This window comes from Oceanococcus atlanticus, from assembly GCF_002088235.1.
Lineage (GTDB): Bacteria > Pseudomonadota > Gammaproteobacteria > Nevskiales > Oceanococcaceae > Oceanococcus > Oceanococcus atlanticus.
Window position 1 is genome coordinate 595,405 of the sequence record NZ_AQQV01000002.1, and the last position, 18,271, is coordinate 613,675.

Genomic DNA, 18,271 nt, shown 5'->3' on the forward strand with positions numbered 1-18,271 from the left:
GCCAAAGCCCCAGGCATCATGCCTGCTGCTCCAGCGCCCTCGCCCTGGTGACACGCTTCGACCGTCGGTGTGACGCAAGCGCAGGCCTGCTCAACTTGCGCGCCACCAAAGCGGACACCATAGCGCTGCATAGCAACACCATGGCCACCGCCACCACCGGCCAGGCTGGCAGCCCATTGGCGAACCAGTACGGCAAATAGCTGAGCGGCAGCGCCGCATACATCACAGCACAAATGGTCCACTGCTCAAGCCAAGCTCTGCGGTAGGAGCGCAGCGCTGCATGCAACAGCGCCAGCAACCAGACAATAAAGAACAGTCGGATCTCCCACAGCGAGCGCGCCGTGAGTTCGACACCGAGCATGCGGTTCGCCCAGAAGTAGCCTGCGATGGCCATCACCATACCGCTGACGGCGGCCACATTGAGCACCTCGACCAACCGATGACCGCGTGGCGTAGATCCCAGCTTCTTACGTTGTGGCTCACGCTTGGAGACCCACAGCAACAGCCCGGATGCGACCATGATCGTACCCATCAAACCGGCAACAAAGAACAGCCCGCGCAGCCACGGTCCAGCGAAACGCAACAGGTGCAAAGCCGTGAAGCTGTTGTACAAGCCACGTACCACATCGGTATTTTCAGGCTCCTCGTGGCTGAGCAGTTGCCCGTCACGCCCGGAGAAGCGCAGGGACTCTGTCGCACCGCGATTAAAGATACTGTGCCCCCAGGCGGCTCGCAGCTCGACCACTGGCGCCGGACCATGCGGCCGCTCCACGCTGATGCGCGAAACCGGGACACCCGGCCACAGGTTTGCTGCATAGGCCAGCATGGGGGTCACCGGCGCCAGGGCATAACTGCCGTCTGCGCCCTCATCAATGGCGATTTCTGGCTGGCCTGCCCCTCGCGAACCGCGCAACTCACTGACATAGCCACGCACACCTTCCTGTGGGTAGACCGCTTGAATACCCCAGGGCATCAGCTGGTACATCAGCAAAAGCAAGCCGCTGTAGGTGATCATGAAGTGAAACGGCAAAGCCAGCACCGCCGTTGCGTTGTGTGCATCGAGCCAGGAGCGCTGCCCTTTGCCAGGACGAAAGGTGAAGAAATCCTTAAAGATTTTCTTGTGTGTGACCACCCCGGTGACGATGGCGATCAACATGAACATAGTGGCGAAACCCACAATCCAGCGCGCCACACCACGCTCAAGCGCGTAAAGCTCGAAATGGAAGCGATACAGAAAATCGCCACCTCGCGTCTCGCGCACAGACAACAGCGCTCCGCTGCCCGCATCCATCCATGCACGCGAAGTACCCCGCCGTCCGGAGGACGCATCCGGATCACGCCAGCTCAGGCGTACGCCAGGATTGCGTTCGCCGGGCAGGTCTACAGACCAGCTGCTGGCCGCAGGCGCAAGAATCGCAAGCTGGTCAAGCGCCCGCTGCGGCGTGTGAGCATCCGCGCGCGAGGCATGCAGTTCGGGCTGCATCCAGACGCTGATCTCATCACGGTAAAAGCTGAGCGTGCCGGTCAGAAAAATCGCGAACAACAGCCAGCCCACGAGCAGGCCAGTCCAGGTATGCAGCCAGGCCATGGACTGCCGAAAGCCGCCACGAAAACCCCGTTCATCGACCGAACTCATGCGCCCCCTCCGAATGAGGCGTGCAGCCAAAGCAGCGCACCCAGAACACCGCACGCGCCACCCAGGCTGATCCAAAGCCGCCGCAAATGTGGTGTGTAGAACGCCCACATCACCACACCGGTGAACACAAGAAACGACAACATGGTGGCCGATAGCACCGCATTGACGCGTGTCATGGGCAAGCTCGTAGCCAGCAGCGCGGTAGCCAGAGCGCACAACACATAGCCACCCATGCTCGCCAGCAGGATGCGCTGCAGCAGCGACCAATCAAGCGCAGCAAGACGCATTTTCACCCCGCCCAGTGTCGCTCGGGCAGGACCACGCTTGCTGTGCTCAGCCATGCCCACACCCTCAGAACTGATAGGTTGCGCGCATGTAGTAGCGACGGCCGTCCTCAACACTGCCGCGTAAGTCGTAATCCCACCATTTGCGGTTGAGCAGGTTGTAGACGCCTAAGTTGAAACGCAGATCATCGTTGACCTTGACCGTGCCGCCCAGATCAACCATCGACAGCGATGGGCAGCTGTCATCATCAAAACAGCCAGGCGAAGGCCGATTACTCGCCCGCAAACGACTGCGGTAGGAATACGACAACCAGGTGCTGAGCTTCGCATTCAAAGTCCAGTCCAACGTACCGACCGCTTTGTGCTTTGGCGAACCGCTCAGCGGACTGCCTTTGTTGGGTCCAGTCTGCTGTTCCGATTGCAAGAACGTGTAAGAAGTCTTGAGCGCGACACCACTAAACAGCGGTGTTTCGGAGATCAGCTCGATCCCGCGTGACTCGGCCTCGTCAATATTGACACGCTCACTCCACGAACAACCGTACGCGCCTACTGCATCGGCGCAATAGCCACTTGGATCCAGATTCCCCACTTGATCATATGGAGCCAACTCGTCAACCACCTCGTAGCTGAAGCTGCTCAGCTTGTCCTTGTAGTCCGTCTGGAACACAGTCAACGAGATGTATCCACCGTTGTCCTGCTGCCAGATCGCGCTGACTTCGTAGTTGATGCTGGTTTCAGGTTCGAGGTCCGGATTGGCGTAGGTGTAGCTGTATACACCCGACGTGGTGTCCTCGCTTTCTGTGACCAGGCCCGGGGCAACATAGTCCGCGCGTGGTGCGATGAACCCAGTCGCCACCCCCGACTTCAGGATAAGCTTGTCGGTGACATCCCAGACCAGATAGCCACGCGGGCTCACATGGCTGGCGAAATCATCAGGATTGTCGAAACGCACCCCCGCCGTCAGTGCCATGTTGGACTTGAATTGCCACTCGTCTTCAACGAAGACGGCCTTGTTCTTTTGCTCAATCACATCAATGACCTCGCCGGTCACAACTGTGATATCCCAGCTGTTCACTTCATTGCTGGTGAGCTGAGCACCAACGGTCGTGGTGTGCTGGCCAACGCCTTGCCATGGCAAAACGGCCTTGGCATCGAGTGTCCAGTTATCCGCTTCAATCGTGCCCTTTCGGGCATCTTCCTTCTGAAACGCGACGCTGGTGTTGCCAAAGCCCCAGTACCCCTGGTGTGAGACCGACCAAGCGTTGCGGCGCGTATCCTGGTTCCACAGCGTACCCGGACTGCGCCCGGCCACCATGGCGTACATTTCAAAGTACTCCTGGCTGCGTTCGATCATGATGTTCTGGTTCTCGCTTGGATTGATCCAGATACGCCCGGTGAGATTCCTGTTGGTCCGCCGCGGTTCACCTCGCGGCACGTCATCTTCTTCACGCAACTGGTGTCTGCCGGCAAGCTGCAAACCCAGCTTTTCGCCCAAAATCGGACCATTGAGGAAAAAACTGCTGCCTCGCGCGTCACCGAACCGTGATTCTTCCTGCGCCAGATAATCAGTGGTGATTTCGCCCTGCCATGCGTCAGCTGATTTCTTGGTGATGATGTTGATCACGCCACCCATGGCATCCGAGCCATAGATCGTCGACATCGGCCCCCGGATCACCTCGATGCGCTCAATCGCCGAAGACGGCGGCAAAAAACTCTGCTTGACGTTGTTGTTGCCCTTGCGCGCGATGCCGGTCAGATTCTGGCGCTTGCCATCAATCAGGATCAGGGTGTATCCGGCCGGCATGCCGCGCAAACTGATATCGACGTTGCGCCCCTCACCATTGGTCAACGAGGCACCGGGGATTTCCCGAATCACATCGGTCACATCAGTAATCGGACGTTTCTCCAGGTCTTCAGGGGTAATCACCGAGATGCTGGCCGGGGCATGAAACATGTTTTGTTCAAAACCGGCAGCAGAAACAACAATGCGTGGCAGCAAACGTGCCGCGTTGGGTTGGGTCGGCGCCTCCTCCTGCTGGCGCACAGCACGAGGCGTAACCACAACAACGTCACCATCGATGCGCGCTTGCAATGGGCTATCTGCAAGCAGTTGATCCAGCGCCTCGCGCAAGGTCGTGGCGGCCGCAACCGCGGGCGCCTGAAGATCGTCGACCAGAGCCTGATCAACCAGGATCGACACACCGGCCTGCTGCCCCAAGACGAGCAGCGCGGAGGACATAGCCTGAGCTTGCACCGAATAAACCGGTTCTGCGGTTTGCGCACGCAACGGTGCGGAAGCGAGCAACAAACTCATAGCGGTCACATAGACAACAACCAACTGACGGGGCACGCGCTTGAATGCGAAACTGGGCATGGGTCAAACAAGTCCTGTGTTGAAAATGGCTTTCAATCACAAGACACCCGCAAGCGCCCCTGCCTGATGTTGAATGCGAATTATTTTTATCTGCAAATGAGCCGCAGGCTAAATCGACAGGCCCGGCGCGCTATCGGGGCTCGACGAATATCGTGTTGTGATTGCGGTAAACCCTCACCGGCAAGACCTCAGGCAAGGCCATCAAAGCGGGCTCTACGGCCGCGAGCTTGATCGACATGGTGAGCCTCAGATCCGCCACAACCGGCGATAACTGAATGGTCCCCCGATAATGGCGGCCCATCGCGCGAACCGCCTCAGCCAGAGCCGCACCCTCAAAACTCAACTGACCGGTACGCCATCCAGCCACACCATCCGCCGACTGAGACTGAACGTCCGGCGCTTTTCCGCGTGCCAGGCTAGCCGCCGTTCCGGGGACAATTTCAACACTTTGATTGAGCCCAGCCGACTGCACTGCCACCCGCCCGCGGGTAACGGCAACACGTGCCCCGCCAGGCCAAGCATCCACCTCGAAAGCGGTACCCAAAACACGGACCTGACCTTGCCCGGTATCAACCACAAAGGGCCGCCGTGGCTGGTGCGCTACATCAAAGAATGCCGCTCCGGAAATCAGCGCCACCGATCTCTTCCGGGAGGTATACCGAACCTGCAATCGGCTCGCACCATCGATCATCAGCATAGTGCCATCCTCCAAATCTACACGCTGTGGATATCCTTTTGCTGTTTGCACATGCCGTGTATTTACGATGGCACCTGAGTCATCCGGCATCAGCAACCAGGCCAATCCCAATGTGAGCATTACCATTGCGGCGGTGGCGACCGTCCAAGGCTTGGAATAACGAGGCTTCGGAGCCTGGAACAGGGGACTCAGTGGCTCTATGGCCTGCCATTGCTGCTCGCAGCGCAACCACGCCTGACGATAGTCTGGACCTTGATCCAGCCAGCGCTGCAAGTCATGACGTCGACGCAGCTGCTCCCTGCTATCTGCGCAGGGCTCGCGCAACGCCATGAAATGGCGCAAAGCTTGATCGTCTAGCGACTCATTGCGATCCGGCATAGCCCAGAACACGCTCTCTATCGACCTAAAAAACGCAGTATGTCAGGTCAGCGAAACGGCAGATAACTACGCATCCGTATCCATCACCGCGCGACAACTGCGCATCGCGCGCATCACATGACGCTCCACCATATTGCGTGAAATCCCTAACTGTTCAGCAATCTGTGCTTGTGACAGGGACTTAAAGCGATACAGCACAAAAACCTCACGGCAGCGTGGCGGCAAATCAGCAATGGCACGCAGGACATCCAGCAGCTGTTGTTGATCCACGCACACCCTCTCCGGGCCGCAATCATCGCGCTCTGACGATTGCCACAGCACTTGAGAACACGCACGCTGCTCGTGCCGATTGCGCCTCGCGACGTTTCTAGCGATATTCTGCGCAGCGCGAAACAAATATCCGCCGGGGTTTTCCACGCGGTCACGGTCGGGTTTGGAAAACCATTTCAGGTAAGCCTCCTGCACTGCTTCGGAGGCCGTATTCTCACAACCCGTTTCACGTAAAAGGAGTTGCCACAATTGATGCCATTGCCCTTGCAGCTCCTGGTCCGGCCGCCATTCAGAAGTCAGGGGGGTCGACATTGATGGTGTGCTCAGCAACTTATTCGATAATGATAATCGTTATCATATCAGGCCTTGTACACCTGTCCCAAATCACCTCCTTCAACAACCCAAAACAGACATGGTGAAATGGCTCCGCTGGTCACAACGCCCGGCTCCGACAGCGCTGCACAAAAGCCGGCTGGTCGTGTTCGACCTTGAAACCACTGGTCTGAACCTGCGCAAGGACAAGCCGATTGCTGTAGGAGCGGTCGCGATTGAGAACAGCGCACTGCCGCTGGCGGACCAGTTTCAGGCGCACATCCAGCAACATGTCGAAAGCTCGGCTCAAGCCGCGCTCGCCCATCGGCTGGCCCGTGATGAAATTGGCCGAGCCGCACCACCCGCGGAGGTCTGGCCTGGCTTTCTGGAGTATCTGGCGGATGCGCCACGGTTCGCCTACCACGCCGCCTTTGACGACGGTTTCATGCAGCGCAGCCTGAAATCCAGCGGTATCAGCCGGCGCTGGGCTGCGTCTATCGATGTTGCTCAATGGGTGCTGTGGTTACACCCGGAACTCGGCCCTGCGCCCCCGACCCTGGATCGCGCACTGGCCTTTGCCCGAATCCGGCGCAGCGGGCGGCAACGCCACGACGCTCTGGTCGACGCCAGTCTGACGGCACAATTGATTCTGACCCTGCTACCGGCGACCCGCGCACGCGGCATTTATTCGCTGCACGAGTTGCGTCAGGCGATCCGGTCTTCGGCACGACTGCGCCAGATGCGGACACAGTAACGCCTGTCACAGGCTTTTCGCACAGCCCGTTCAAACTGGCGGCTTTTGCCGTTGATTGGGGAACGGGTCGATGACTCAGAAGAAAACCGTACGTTCGGCGCTCACGCGCCGTGATCTGCTCGTCAAGGGCACTGCCGCGGCGCTGGCCGCACCCTTTGTCAGTGCTTGCGGCGGCCGCGCACAAACCACGGCCAGTGCCAACGGCCTGGCCACCGAAAGCCCATTCAAGCATGGCGTTGCATCGGGTGACCCGCTGAGCGACCGGGTCATCCTGTGGACCCGTGTGACGCCGCTTTCACTGGACGACGGCGATATCCCCGTGTTGGTCAGCGTGGCTGAGGACGCCGAATTCACCCGCAATGTGGTCAGCTATGCCGACGCCGCTGTGCGGGCGCGCGACTGGACCGTCAAAGTGGACTTCAGCGGCCTGAATCCCGGGCAAACCTATTTCTACCGCTTCGAAGCGCTGGGCCAGATCTCGCCGGTCGGCCGCACCCAAACGGCCGGACTGGACCCCGATCAACTGCGCTTTGCAGTTGTCAGCTGCTCCAACTTCCCGGCCGGCTACTTCAACGCCTACCGCTTTATCGCCGAGCGTGAGGATCTGGACATGGTGCTGCATCTTGGCGACTACCTGTATGAATACGGCGGCGGTGAAGGTGAGCGCGCACATGAGCCACCCCACGAAATTCTCACACTGGAGGACTACCGCACCCGCCACGCGCAGTACAAAGCTGACCCTGACCTCGCAGCGGCCCATGCAGCACATCCATGGATTACGGTTTGGGACGATCACGAATCGACCAACAACTCACGCCGCGATTCCGCCGACAACCACAGCGAAGGTGACGAGGGCGTGTGGGCCGTGCGCAAAGCCTGGGCCCAGCAGGCCTACGACGAGTGGATGCCCATTCGCCTGCCCGAGCCCGGCAATCCCAACCGCATCTGGCGCCGCTTCCAATTCGGCACACTGCTGGATCTGTGGATGCTCGATACGCGGCTCTACGATCGTGACGATGAAGCCGCATTCTTCTCGCCGGACGTATTCGACCCAATCCGCCGCCTGATCGGCCCGGAACAGCAGCAATGGCTGTTCGAAGGCATGCGTACCACCGATGCCACCTGGAAGGTGCTGGGCCAGCAGGTCATGTTCGGGCCGCTCAAAGCCACGCCACTGCCCGATATCGACTTGCCGCTGGGAGCGCTGGGCGAGCTGCCCATTCCCATCCTGGGGGCGGGTGAAGGCTTGCGTGATCTGTACGTCAACCCGGATCAGTGGGATGGCTATCAGGCCGAACGCAAGGCTGTGCTGGAGCACCTGCGGCGCTACGAGATCGACAACACCGTGGTTCTGACCGGCGACATACACTCCAGTTGGGTGATGGATCTGCCACGCGATCCGGACAACCTGCTTGAATACAACGCGCTGACAGGCTCGGGCTCGCTGGGCGTGGAATTTGTCACCACCTCGGTCACCTCAACCGGCTTCGATCAGGTACCTGGACTGACCCAATTGCCTGAGCTGGTCATGGCCATTCGCGCTGTGAATCCGCACATGCAGTACATCGAAGGCACACGTCGCGGTTATCTGGTGATGGACGTGACCCAGGAAAAAACCACCGGCGAATACTGGTACGTCAGCACCATCAACGAACGCGGCGGCAGCGAAGAGCTGGCGGCGAGCTACAGCGTTGATGCAGGCGTGAATGCCATAACGCGCGGCCGCGGCTGATTGGAACCTCTGGCCAGCATCAGCCGTGTAGTCACGTGCATTCATACTGTAAAACAGGAGATTGACTATGAAATGGCTCTGTCTGGCACTACTGACGATGGGCCTTGGCGCCTGTGCCAGCGCTGGCCCTGTGTATACCAGCGCTGACAAAACCGGCGCTTATGGGTATTCCGAAACGAAACTGGCCGAAGAACGCTATCGGGTCAGTTTCCAGGGCAAGAGCAGCACGCCCAGCGATGCGGTCAAGAATATGGTTCTGCTGCGCGCGGCCGAGCTTGCGATGAGCAAGGGTTACGACTGGTTCCAGGTGTTGCGTCAGGACACGGACAAAGAAACACGCACAACGCCGCAAACGGTGGGCAGCTACAGCACTGGCACCCGGGTTTACCGTGACTGCGGCCTGCTCGGCTGCACCACCACGGTGACGCCGGACTACACCGGCGTGGGCGTGGTCACGACCCGCCAGTCTGATCGCTATCAGACTGCAGTGGAAATTTTGCTGGGCAAAGGCGAAGTGGAGCAAAGCACCAACGTCTACAACGCCCGCGAGCTGTACAACAATCTGATCGAGATTTATCGCGACTAGATTTTTGCCTGCCGCTACACAGAAAAAGCCCCGCCTAGGCGGGGCTTTTTGGTGTGGGGGCTCAGCTCAATGCGCGTGTGCTTCGCCGGCCCCGCGGGGGACTCGAATGGACTCCACCAACTCCTGGATATGCGCGGGCGGTTGCGCAGTGACGCGCGACACCACTATCGCCACGGTGAAGTTAATCAATGCACCAACGGCACCGAAGGACTCCGGCGCGATACCCAACAACCAGTGTTCCGCGTCATTGGGCAGCCAGTTGGTGCCGACCACAAAGAACCAGCCTTTGTAGACGAAGATGTAGACCAGAGTCGAAATCAGGCCTGCCAGCATGCCGCTGATCGCGCCAATGTTGTTCACGCGCTTGGAGAAGATCCCCATCATCAGCACCGGGAAGATCGAGGATGCGGCCAAACCGAAAGCCAGCGCCACCACCTGGGCGGCAAATCCGGGTGGATTCATCCCCAGATACCCGGCCACCAGAATGGCACCGGCCATCGCGATGCGGCCGGCCATCAACTCGCCTTTTTCGGAGATGTCCGGCATGAATGCGCCCTTGAGCAAGTCATGCGAGATGGCCGACGAAATGGCCAGCAACAACCCCGCTGCAGTCGACAAGGCCGCCGCCAGGCCACCGGCAGCAACCAGCGCAATCACCCAATTGGGCAGTTGGGCAATCTCTGGATTGGCCAGCACCATGATGTCGCGATCGACCTTGACCATCTCGTTGCCCTGCCAGCCATAGGCTGCGGCTTGCTCGGCGAAAGCCGGGTTCTTGTCGTTGTAGTACTGGATACGACCATCGCCGTTCTTATCTTCGTACTGCAACAGACCGGTGGTCTCCCAATTCTTCATCCACTGCGGACGATCCTCGTAGACCAAGTTGCCTTCAGGACTGCCGATCTCACCAACCTGAATCGTGTCCATCAGGTTCATCCGCGCCATCGCACCTACAGCCGGTGCTGTGGTGTAGAGAATTGCGATGAAGACCAAGGCCCAGCCTGCCGATTTACGTGCGTCAGAAACTTTGGGCACGGTAAAGAAGCGAATGATCACGTGCGGCAAACCCGCAGTACCGATCATCAGGCTGGCGGTCAGCAGAAACACGTTGAGCTGAGAGCCACCGGGTTCGGTGTACTTACTGAAACCAAGATCGGTAACAACCTGATCCAGCTTGTCGAGCACCGCCATACCCGACCCGTCGGCCAACGTGCCGCCCAGGCCTAACTGCGGCAGCGGATTGCCAGTGAGTTGTAGCGAGATGAACATGGCCGGCACGGTGTAAGCAAAGATCAGCACGCAGTACTGTGCAATCTGCGTATAGGTGATGCCCTTCATGCCACCGATCACGGCATACATGAAGACGATGCCCATACCGATCAACACACCGGTCTCAAAATCCACTTCCAGGAAGCGCCCAAAGGCCACACCCACGCCCTTCATCTGACCGATCACGTAAGTCACAGAAGCCACAATCAAGCACAACACCGCAACCATGCGGGCGGTCTGCGAATAGAACCGGTCACCGATGAATTCGGGTACGGTGAATTTGCCAAACTTGCGCAGATACGGGGCCAGTAACAGGGCCAGCAGAACATACCCCCCGGTCCAGCCCATCAGATACGCGGAGGCGTTGTAGCCAAGAAACGCAATGAGACCAGCCATGGAGATGAACGAAGCGGCAGACATCCAGTCCGCAGCCGTGGCCATACCGTTGGCAATGGGGTTAACCCCGCCACCGGCCACGTAAAACTCTTTGGTGCTGCCGGCACGGGCCCACAGCGCAATGCCGATATACAGGGCGAAAGTGCCGCCCACGGCAAGATAAATCCAGGTTTGAAGTTCCATGTTGACCACCTAGTCTTCGTGTACGTCGAACTTGCGATCCAGCTTGTTCATCTGTCGCACGTAGATAAAAATCAGCACGACGAACACATAGATCGAACCCTGCTGGGCAAAGAAGAAACCCAGCTTGTAGCCACCAATGGAAATCTGGTTGAGCAGATCCACCAGCATGATGCCGAAGCCATAGGACGCCACGAACCAGACCACCAGCAACTTGGTGAGCAGACTGATGTTGGCTTTCCAGTAGGCCGAAGCTTTTTCCTGGTCAGACATGATTGTCTCCTTGTCAGAATCTTGTAGTGCCCTGCCAATCTACGGTGAGATGAGCAGGCGCAAAACCCCTACTTTGGTCGATGACACAGCCACGCCGTGACACCCTTGCATGGATTAAAAGCCCAACTTGGCGGAGAACTGCAGACGGTTCATCGAACCCTCCGAGCCATCGGCGTTTTCACGCAGCGCATGGATGAACTCAACCCCATAGGTCAACGCTTTGACCGGAGAGTAAAGGTAGTTCAGGTGGACGCTGGATGCGGTTTCAATATCACCGTCGCCATCGAAGGTGCCCAGCACCAGCGAACTGCGTGCCTTGTCGTTCCAGAAATGACGGTAGGCCACAAACGCCGCCACGCTGTCGATCGGATCAATCTCGCCATTGCCATCAACGTTGGCGTCCAGATTGGCCAGCACACCGAGGTAACGGCCCAGGCCGGTGCCGGCCGTAACCATGTACTTGATGTCATCGCGACCCAGCTTGACCTTGCCAGACACGCTCAGCCCGCCGGCTATGGTGGAATCTTCGACGCCCCCCGCAGGGCCATCCTGCGATTCCAGCGAACGCGCCAGCGCGGCGACGACCAGGCTTTCCGACACATTGAAGCGCGCGACGAAATCAGGAATACGGTTGTCATCGGTGGTGGCCACCGGCTCGCCTGCCAGGCGGGTTTCCGGATTCTCGACAGCCAGCTGGAAGCGCCCGGTGGTGTAACGAATCATCGGCTGGCGAATGAACACGGTACTTTCCGTGGGACCGATGAAGTCCAGCGTCTCAGGTAGCGCGCCGACATTCTGGAAGGTCGACCAAGCCTGACCGAACAACCAGTTGCCGTAAGTCAGAAAGGCCTGACGCAAACGTGGTGAATAGGAATGACTGATCGTCTCGTTGCCCTGACCGCTGTTCTGAAAATCCAGCTCAAGATGAGTGCCCAACGTCTCACCATTGCTCAGTTTGGTTGCTGATTTGATCCACAACCGGGATTGTTTGACGTGAAAATCGGTCAGGGTCACGCCGCCGCTGCCGTCATCCAGCGGTATGCCACGCGGGCCGACATAGTAGTCGCGACCCAGCGGCTCCAAGGAGGCGGACGGTCTCGCCTCATAGTCGGACACCATGGCGTCCAGCTTGAGATAGCCCCCAAGTGTCAGGGTGGTGTCGCCAAGCTCAATGCTCGCAGCCGAACTCAGCGCAGGTACGGATATCCCAAGCATGGCCACAGCGCACAGTTCCAGCGTCTTAATTTTCATGTCTCACTCCTCGCAACAACCAATATGTGCAAGGCCAGAATCGACCCGGAGTCAGATCACGTCCATTAGCCCTTGGTCTAAAGAGGGCGTAATTACGACCAAAGTCGTAGCTGTTGAAAGCCTGGTCGAAGCGCGGCGCTGGGTGCGCGCAACGGCGAATCAGCGTTCGCGCTTTGTCCCCGTCACCATGGCGCGCACCAGATTTTCGCGATGGTCCCAGCTTGAGGCCAGCACCCCGGCGATGTGCACCGCGACCAGCATCAGCATGAGGTTGACCATCAACTCGTGCAGCTCGTGCCACACCGCGTCATCGTCATCATCATGCTCATCGTGGTCAGTTTCATGCGCGCCGGGAAGATGATCGTGCTCGGGTGTGCTGCCAGCGCGGCTATCCGTGACCGAGACCGCAGTCGGAGCCATCACGGCGGCCAACACACCCTTGCCTTCGGCCGCATAGTTGGCCAGGCCCGTGAGCGTGGTCAGGGCGATCACGGCAAGCAGGGCCAGCACCATCCAGCCACCGGCGGGGTTGTGCCCCAATGTTCTGGGCGCACGCCGTGCGGGCAACGCTTTGAGGTAGGCCAGCGCGGCAAGCGGCGATGTGACAAAGCTGCAAAACCGTGCGTGAGGGGCGCCAATAAAACCCCACACAACGCGCATCACGATCAGGATCAGCACCGCATGCCCGGCCCACACATGCAGCGTTTCACTGCGTTCGGCAGACACATAAGCGGTCACGATCAGCAACACCAGCGACCAGTGGAAAAACCGCACAAAGCGGTCCCAAACCTTGATCATTCGCATATCAGCGTGCAACCCAGTGAGGCACCCGTTCAAGCGCCAGGAAACGTTCGGCCGCCGCGCCGTTGAGCAAGGCCAGCGTGGCCAGACTGCCGGCTTCGATGCAGCTCGGCGCAGCCACCGTCACGGCGTGCGCGGCGTGTTGAACCGGCCAGCCGGTGCGGGCATCGAGGACGTGCGAATAACGCACCCCATCGCGCAACAGATAGCGATTGGCATCACCACTGGTCGCCAACGCCCCGCTTTGCAGCAGCAGCATGGAACCCGCCTCACCCTGCCCCTCGGTATCCACTCCAATCTGCCAGGCAGCACCACCGCGACGCGGGCTGCTGCAGCACAGATCACCACCGAGATTGACCAGGATCGGACTGTTACTGTGACGACGCGCGCGCATCAAGGCGCGATCCGCCGCGTACTCCTTGCCGATACCGCCAAAGTCGATCTGCATCCCGAGCGGCAGACGAATGCGTCGCCCATCCCAGCTCACTTTGCTCCAGCCCATGAAAGGCTTGAGCGCATCGACCTCCTGCTCGCTCGCAACGCGATCGGAGCCGTCGAAGGTCCAAACGCGGCGCAGAACACCACAGGTCAAATCGAAGGCACCCGCGCTCAGGGCATAGAGTTCCTGACCGTAGTCGAGCAAACGTGCAGTTTCCGCATCAACCTCGAAAGCGGCTCCGCGTGCGGCCTGGATGGCGGCCACCACACTGTCGTCACGGTAGCGGCTGAACTTGCGTTCAATGCGCGCCACCTCGTCGGCGACCACGCGACCCACCCGCCTGGCCTCATCAGCATCCGGCGTATCGACCAGCACTTCACAGGGGCTGGCCATGGCTTCGAAACGCGCTACCGACAAACAACCCGACCGCCGTAACTGCGGCGCAGGCCGGGTTACCACAGGGGACTCAGAGCTTGAAATCATAGTTAAAGCGAACCATCACCGCGTCGACCGCCGGCGTCAGTTCCAGGCCTGCCAAAGCACCGGGTTTGCCGCCAGGTTCATCTGGCGTTTGCCGGTAGTACTCAAGCGCGACCCGCCAGTTGCCCCAGAGGCCTGCCGTCCGCCCGACTTCAATACCGGCGGTCAACGCTTGCATATCACCCAAACGGTAATCGGCGGAGACCTCTGCGGGCAGCGGCTGACCATCGATCAGGAAACCTTGATAGAAATCGGACGCGGACTGCATGTAGTAACGCAGGTGTGGCTGCAAGAACCACTCGCCCAAGCCCCAGCGATAGCGCATATCGGCGGTGTGCGAGGTCATGCCCCAATCATCGAACAGATAGCGGTACGACAGATCGAGCACGTCGTCATCGCCAATCGCCCGCTTGCCGCGGACAAAAACGCTGTGCTTAGCGCGGGAGTCCGGACGGTTTTCGTAGATCTGGCTCAGCGGCGCGCCGCTGCTGCCATCGACCACGCTGACCACCTTGAAAGGGTCCGTGAGGTAACCATCGGACAAACTCAGCGAATAATTGACCTGCAGCAAGCTGCGCCGATCAATCACCTGAGTCACGCCGAGCAACAGATCGATGACGCTCTTGGACGCGCTGCTGTCACGCATCGCCCTCTCGGCGTCGTCTGAGCCGTCCTGCAAGGCGTAGTTGCTCTCGGCCTCATCGGCGCTGTTGCCGCGTGCGTAGCTCTGCGGCGCCAGCGCTGTGGGAATATCGCCCTCCGGAGAGACCTGATCCTGGGCATAACCCAGCCCCAGGGTCAGCGTGGTGTTCTTTTTGTTGAAATCCCAATCCAGCACGCTACTCGCGCCCAGCGACAAATAGTCGTATTCCTTGGAGATATTCAAACCAAAACTGCCGCGCAGGTTCTGAGCCAAAGGCTGCGCCCAGCTGGAGGACAAGGCCAGGCGGGTATCCCGAAACGTGTCATCCAAGGGCACTTCACCCGGTGCAACGGTGAACGAACCGCGCCCGGACGGTCGGGTAAAGGTCTGAAAATCCTGTGACGGCACAGCGCCGTTGGCCGACGCCCCGGTCAGCGCATCCACCACCAGTTTGGCGCTGAAAATGCGGTCATTGTTGAAATAGCGACTGGCCTGAAATACCGGTTCGATCGCGCTCACACGATCGGCTTCGCTGTAGAACAAAATGGCACTGTTCAGCTCCCATTCGCCGGGTTGCGCAGCGGCCATCGCCGCGGGCGCCGCTATCACGCCAGCGATGGCCAATGCCGGATCCATATCCAGACTGCGTCGTTGCTCCAGCACGCGTTCCGATGCGCGGCGCAGGCGCGCCCCGATACGTCGTTGTTTCAGTTGCATCCGCAACCTCCTCCACCAAAGCCACGCCCACCGCTAGAGGCTTCCTTGGAAAAGTAGATGTGGTCATCCAGTCCGGCGGTAACCGGGTCGTGGCCCAGACTCATCTCATCGCGGGCAAGGATGTCGCGTTGCCACGGCTGAACACCAAGACTGGCGCAGCCACTGAGGGTGCCGAGCACAACCAGCACGACGCTGCAGACGGCCAAGGCTTTCATCGCTGCAAAGCCTCTTCGATGGCATGTTCCAGTTCGGGGATGTCCTGGTCACGAAAGCCGCTATGCGCATACAGCACTTGCCCATCGCGTCCAATCACGAATGAGCTGGGCATACCGGCCAGGTCATAGCGTGTTGCGATTTCGCCTTCGGGATCGTGAAACACGGTCAGTGCGCTGGCATGTTTGACCAGGAAATCTTCCGCATCGTCGCGCTGTGTATCCACGCTGACCGTGATCACACGCAAACCATCACCGGCACGCGTCTGCTGCATGTGGGCCATCCAGGGAAAAGATTCATGGCAAGGCACACACCAGGATGCCCAGAAATCCAGATACACCACCTCGCCCCGATAATCAGCCAGGTTAAAAGTCGACACGGGTCGAATCTCCGCCGAGGCATATACGGTGGGAAAATTCAGCAACGCCATCATCGCCAGAGCTCGCAACATGGTCAGCATCACCAACAAATGAGGCTTGAGCATGCGCGGGGACGGGTTAACAGTCGGTTAAGCCCAGCTCAACGCCCCGTTAATGACTGACAGCGAACTCCACGATCACTGCAAATCCACCCTCACGCGGGCGTTCAGCGCGAATTTCCCAGTTCTGCCGGCGGCAAATTTCCGCAGCAATGTACAAGCCCAGCCCAGCGCCTTTGCTGTGACTGCCGCGCACCGACCATTCGAAAGCACGCTGCAAAACGGCCGGATCAATACCCGGCCCCTGATCACGCACCTGCAGGCCACGTGTGCTGAGACTCACAGCAACCGCCTGACCATCACCGTGCTCACAGGCGTTACGGATGAGGTTCACGACCAGCACCGTCCAATGTGCAGGAAGAACGTTCAACCGCAGGCTGGACGGGGCGTCCAGCTCAATCGGGACCTCTTTTTGCTGCGCATCGCGTAGATCATCCACACACTCGCGCAACAGAACCGCGGCATCACAGTCGTCCAATTCCACGGCGTCCTGATCCCTGGCGAGCAGCATCAAGCCATCGAGAATCTCGCTCAAACGCCCGGCCTGCCTGAGCGCCCGCTGCAATGCCTGACGCGAGGCTGGATTGGGAATGTCATCCATGGCGACCAGTTCGAGCGCATTGCGCACGACGGTGAGCGGCGTGCGCAGCTCATGGCTGGCGGCGGCCGAAAAACTGCGTTCACGCGCAATCAGGGTGGTCAGACGTTCGATGTAGGCATCCAGGGCGCGGGCGATACTGGCGGCCTCGACACCGTTGTAGCGGCCGAGAAATGCTGGTGCAGCCTGCCCCGGTTCCAGGGCATCCAATTCATGCGCCATGGATTGCAGGGGCATCGCCAATCGACGGATCAGCATGCGCCCCGCCAACGCGAGCAAGACCAGCAGCCCAAAACCGCCGCTGACCACCACAAGCTGCAAGGTCGATTCGCGGGCCTCGATGGCGCTGATATCGACCGCCACGGTCAGCACGCCCTGGGACAAATCTTCCCGCAGCACATGCAGGCGCCGGCCATCCATCTCGACACCATGCGATATCCCGAAGGGCAGGCCACTGAGCGCTGGCGGGGCATCATCGCGCTGCCCCGCCGCAAACCATGCGAGCGTGAGCATCTGCTCCGGCAATTGAGCACCGGGATCGTCCAGCAGGCGGTTGCGGATGAGCTCGGCCTCATTGCTGACCAAGCTGTCGAGCAGATGATGTTCGAGGCGTTCGCTGGCCACAATAATGAGCGTCGCGTAAATCAGCAGGGCCAGCGACAACAGGGCCAGCAAGGTCAGTTGAATCTGCCGACCAAGGCGCAGATTGCGCCACAGCGCGATCATGTGTCGAGGTCAGCCAGGCGATAGCCAACGCCACGGATGGTATGCAGAAGGGCCTTCTCGCCGGGGCCATCGATGGCGTGACGCAAAGCGTGGACATGAACGCGCAAGGCATCAACCTCAGGCACATCCTCACCCCACATGGCGTGTTCCAGGGCCTCGCGGCTCATCGCGCGTCCATGCGCCCGCAGCAAAATCTCGAGCAGGCGCCGCGCCATGGGCTTGAGTTGTATGCCGCGTCCACCACGCTCCAACTCAAGGGTACGCGTGTCGAATCTAAGATCAGCCACCTGCAGCACACCTTGCGGACCACCGCGCGCCCGCTTGAACAGCGAGTGCACCCGTGCTTCAACCTCTAACAGTGAAAACGGCTTGACCAGATAGTCGTCCCCTCCAGCTCGAAAACCAGCCAGGCGGTCATCCAGCGTGTCGCGTGCGGTGAGCATCAGTATCGGCGTACCCACAGCCTCGACTTCGCGCAATTGACGGGCGAATTCCAGGCCATCCAAACCGGGCAGCATGATGTCGAGCAAGATGACATCAAATTCCAGCGTGGTGGCCAGCTGTAAGCCCGCCAAGCCATCCTCCGCGAAATCCACGGCATGCCCACGCCCCTCGAAAAAGGCCCCCAGATTAGCCGCGATATCGGCGCTATCTTCCACGATCAGTAGTCGCATTCTGGCATGCTCACACAGCCCAAGTTTACGCAAGGTTAACGCCCACCCTCGACCAATGTCGGATAGCGCGGTGTGCACGCCTCTCCTAGAGTGCGGCTACACGATTCACG

The 18,271-nt window shown here is 59.6% G+C and carries 18 protein-coding genes; 3 read left to right on the top strand and 15 right to left on the bottom strand.

Translation table 11 applies throughout. The features are described 5' to 3' along the window. Positions 1 to 16: 16 nt before the first annotated feature. From ATO7_RS09870 to ATO7_RS09890, 5 genes are all read right to left on the bottom strand, one after another. The gene (locus ATO7_RS09870; protein WP_083561567.1) at positions 17 to 1,636 is read right to left on the bottom strand and encodes a PepSY-associated TM helix domain-containing protein; all 1,620 of its coding nucleotides are present in this window, start codon (positions 1,634 to 1,636) and stop codon (positions 17 to 19) included. After that, positions 1,633 to 1,977 (bottom strand): hypothetical protein, encoded by a 345-nt coding sequence (locus tag ATO7_RS09875; RefSeq protein WP_206044874.1) that lies wholly within the window; start codon positions 1,975 to 1,977, stop codon positions 1,633 to 1,635. Before ATO7_RS09875 ends, ATO7_RS09870 begins: the two co-directional genes overlap by 4 nt. A gap of 10 nt (positions 1,978 to 1,987) precedes the next feature. After that, positions 1,988 to 4,234, bottom strand: a complete 2,247-nt coding sequence (locus ATO7_RS09880) for a TonB-dependent receptor domain-containing protein (protein WP_158523147.1) — start codon at positions 4,232 to 4,234, stop codon at positions 1,988 to 1,990. 190 nt (positions 4,235 to 4,424) lie between these two features. Further along, complete coding sequence (locus tag ATO7_RS09885; RefSeq protein ID WP_158523148.1) at positions 4,425 to 5,369, bottom strand: FecR family protein; 945 nt, start codon at positions 5,367 to 5,369, stop codon at positions 4,425 to 4,427. Between the two features lie 66 nt (positions 5,370 to 5,435). Beyond that, a complete protein-coding gene (locus ATO7_RS09890) occupies positions 5,436 to 5,951 on the bottom strand; it encodes an RNA polymerase sigma factor (RefSeq protein ID WP_083561570.1) in 516 nt (171 codons plus the stop codon). 100 nt (positions 5,952 to 6,051) lie between these two features. Here ATO7_RS09890 and ATO7_RS09895 point away from each other — a divergent pair, with 100 nt between their 5' ends. The 3 genes from ATO7_RS09895 to ATO7_RS09905 all read left to right on the top strand — a co-directional run bounded on the left by ATO7_RS09895 (position 6,052) and on the right by ATO7_RS09905 (position 9,023). Next, complete coding sequence (locus ATO7_RS09895) at positions 6,052 to 6,705, top strand: 3'-5' exonuclease (RefSeq protein ID WP_083561571.1); 654 nt, start codon at positions 6,052 to 6,054, stop codon at positions 6,703 to 6,705. A 70-nt stretch (positions 6,706 to 6,775) separates the two neighbouring features. Further along, positions 6,776 to 8,437 (top strand): alkaline phosphatase D family protein, encoded by a 1,662-nt coding sequence (locus ATO7_RS09900; RefSeq protein WP_083561572.1) that lies wholly within the window; start codon positions 6,776 to 6,778, stop codon positions 8,435 to 8,437. Between the two features lie 67 nt (positions 8,438 to 8,504). Continuing rightward, entirely contained in the window at positions 8,505 to 9,023 is a 519-nt protein-coding gene (locus ATO7_RS09905; RefSeq protein WP_146680271.1) for a CC0125/CC1285 family lipoprotein, read from the top strand. Between the two features lie 66 nt (positions 9,024 to 9,089). Here ATO7_RS09905 and ATO7_RS09910 read toward each other — a convergent pair whose 3' ends face one another. From ATO7_RS09910 to ATO7_RS09955, 10 genes are all read right to left on the bottom strand, one after another. Beyond that, positions 9,090 to 10,871 carry a sodium:solute symporter family protein gene (locus ATO7_RS09910; protein WP_083561820.1) on the bottom strand — a complete coding sequence of 594 codons (1,782 nt, stop codon included), beginning with the start codon at positions 10,869 to 10,871 and terminating at the stop codon, positions 9,090 to 9,092. Positions 10,872 to 10,880: 9 nt separating this feature from the next. Beyond that, entirely contained in the window at positions 10,881 to 11,141 is a 261-nt protein-coding gene (locus ATO7_RS09915) for a DUF4212 domain-containing protein (RefSeq protein ID WP_083561574.1), read from the bottom strand. Positions 11,142 to 11,255: 114 nt separating this feature from the next. Then, entirely contained in the window at positions 11,256 to 12,392 is a 1,137-nt protein-coding gene (locus ATO7_RS09920) for a DcaP family trimeric outer membrane transporter (RefSeq protein ID WP_083561575.1), read from the bottom strand. A 159-nt stretch (positions 12,393 to 12,551) separates the two neighbouring features. After that, positions 12,552 to 13,196 carry a cytochrome b/b6 domain-containing protein gene (locus ATO7_RS09925; RefSeq protein WP_083561576.1) on the bottom strand — a complete coding sequence of 215 codons (645 nt, stop codon included), beginning with the start codon at positions 13,194 to 13,196 and terminating at the stop codon, positions 12,552 to 12,554. 1 nt (position 13,197) lies between these two features. Further along, the gene (locus ATO7_RS09930) at positions 13,198 to 14,025 is read right to left on the bottom strand and encodes an FAD:protein FMN transferase (protein WP_206044875.1); all 828 of its coding nucleotides are present in this window, start codon (positions 14,023 to 14,025) and stop codon (positions 13,198 to 13,200) included. A gap of 73 nt (positions 14,026 to 14,098) precedes the next feature. Then, positions 14,099 to 15,472 (bottom strand): DUF3570 domain-containing protein, encoded by a 1,374-nt coding sequence (locus ATO7_RS09935; protein WP_146680272.1) that lies wholly within the window; start codon positions 15,470 to 15,472, stop codon positions 14,099 to 14,101. Beyond that, positions 15,463 to 15,687: a DUF4266 domain-containing protein gene (locus tag ATO7_RS09940; RefSeq protein WP_083561578.1), complete on the bottom strand. Its 225-nt coding sequence runs from the start codon at positions 15,685 to 15,687 to the stop codon at positions 15,463 to 15,465. Before ATO7_RS09940 ends, ATO7_RS09935 begins: the two co-directional genes overlap by 10 nt. Then, positions 15,684 to 16,064: a TlpA family protein disulfide reductase gene (locus ATO7_RS09945; protein WP_206044876.1), complete on the bottom strand. Its 381-nt coding sequence runs from the start codon at positions 16,062 to 16,064 to the stop codon at positions 15,684 to 15,686. The genes ATO7_RS09940 and ATO7_RS09945 overlap by 4 nt, the downstream gene beginning before the upstream one ends. 151 nt (positions 16,065 to 16,215) lie before the next feature. Next, positions 16,216 to 17,487, bottom strand: coding sequence for a sensor histidine kinase (locus ATO7_RS09950; protein WP_083561579.1), 1,272 nt, complete (start codon positions 17,485 to 17,487; stop codon positions 16,216 to 16,218). Continuing rightward, complete coding sequence (locus tag ATO7_RS09955) at positions 17,484 to 18,161, bottom strand: response regulator transcription factor (protein ID WP_083561580.1); 678 nt, start codon at positions 18,159 to 18,161, stop codon at positions 17,484 to 17,486. The genes ATO7_RS09950 and ATO7_RS09955 overlap by 4 nt, the downstream gene beginning before the upstream one ends. Positions 18,162 to 18,271 lie beyond the last annotated feature (110 nt).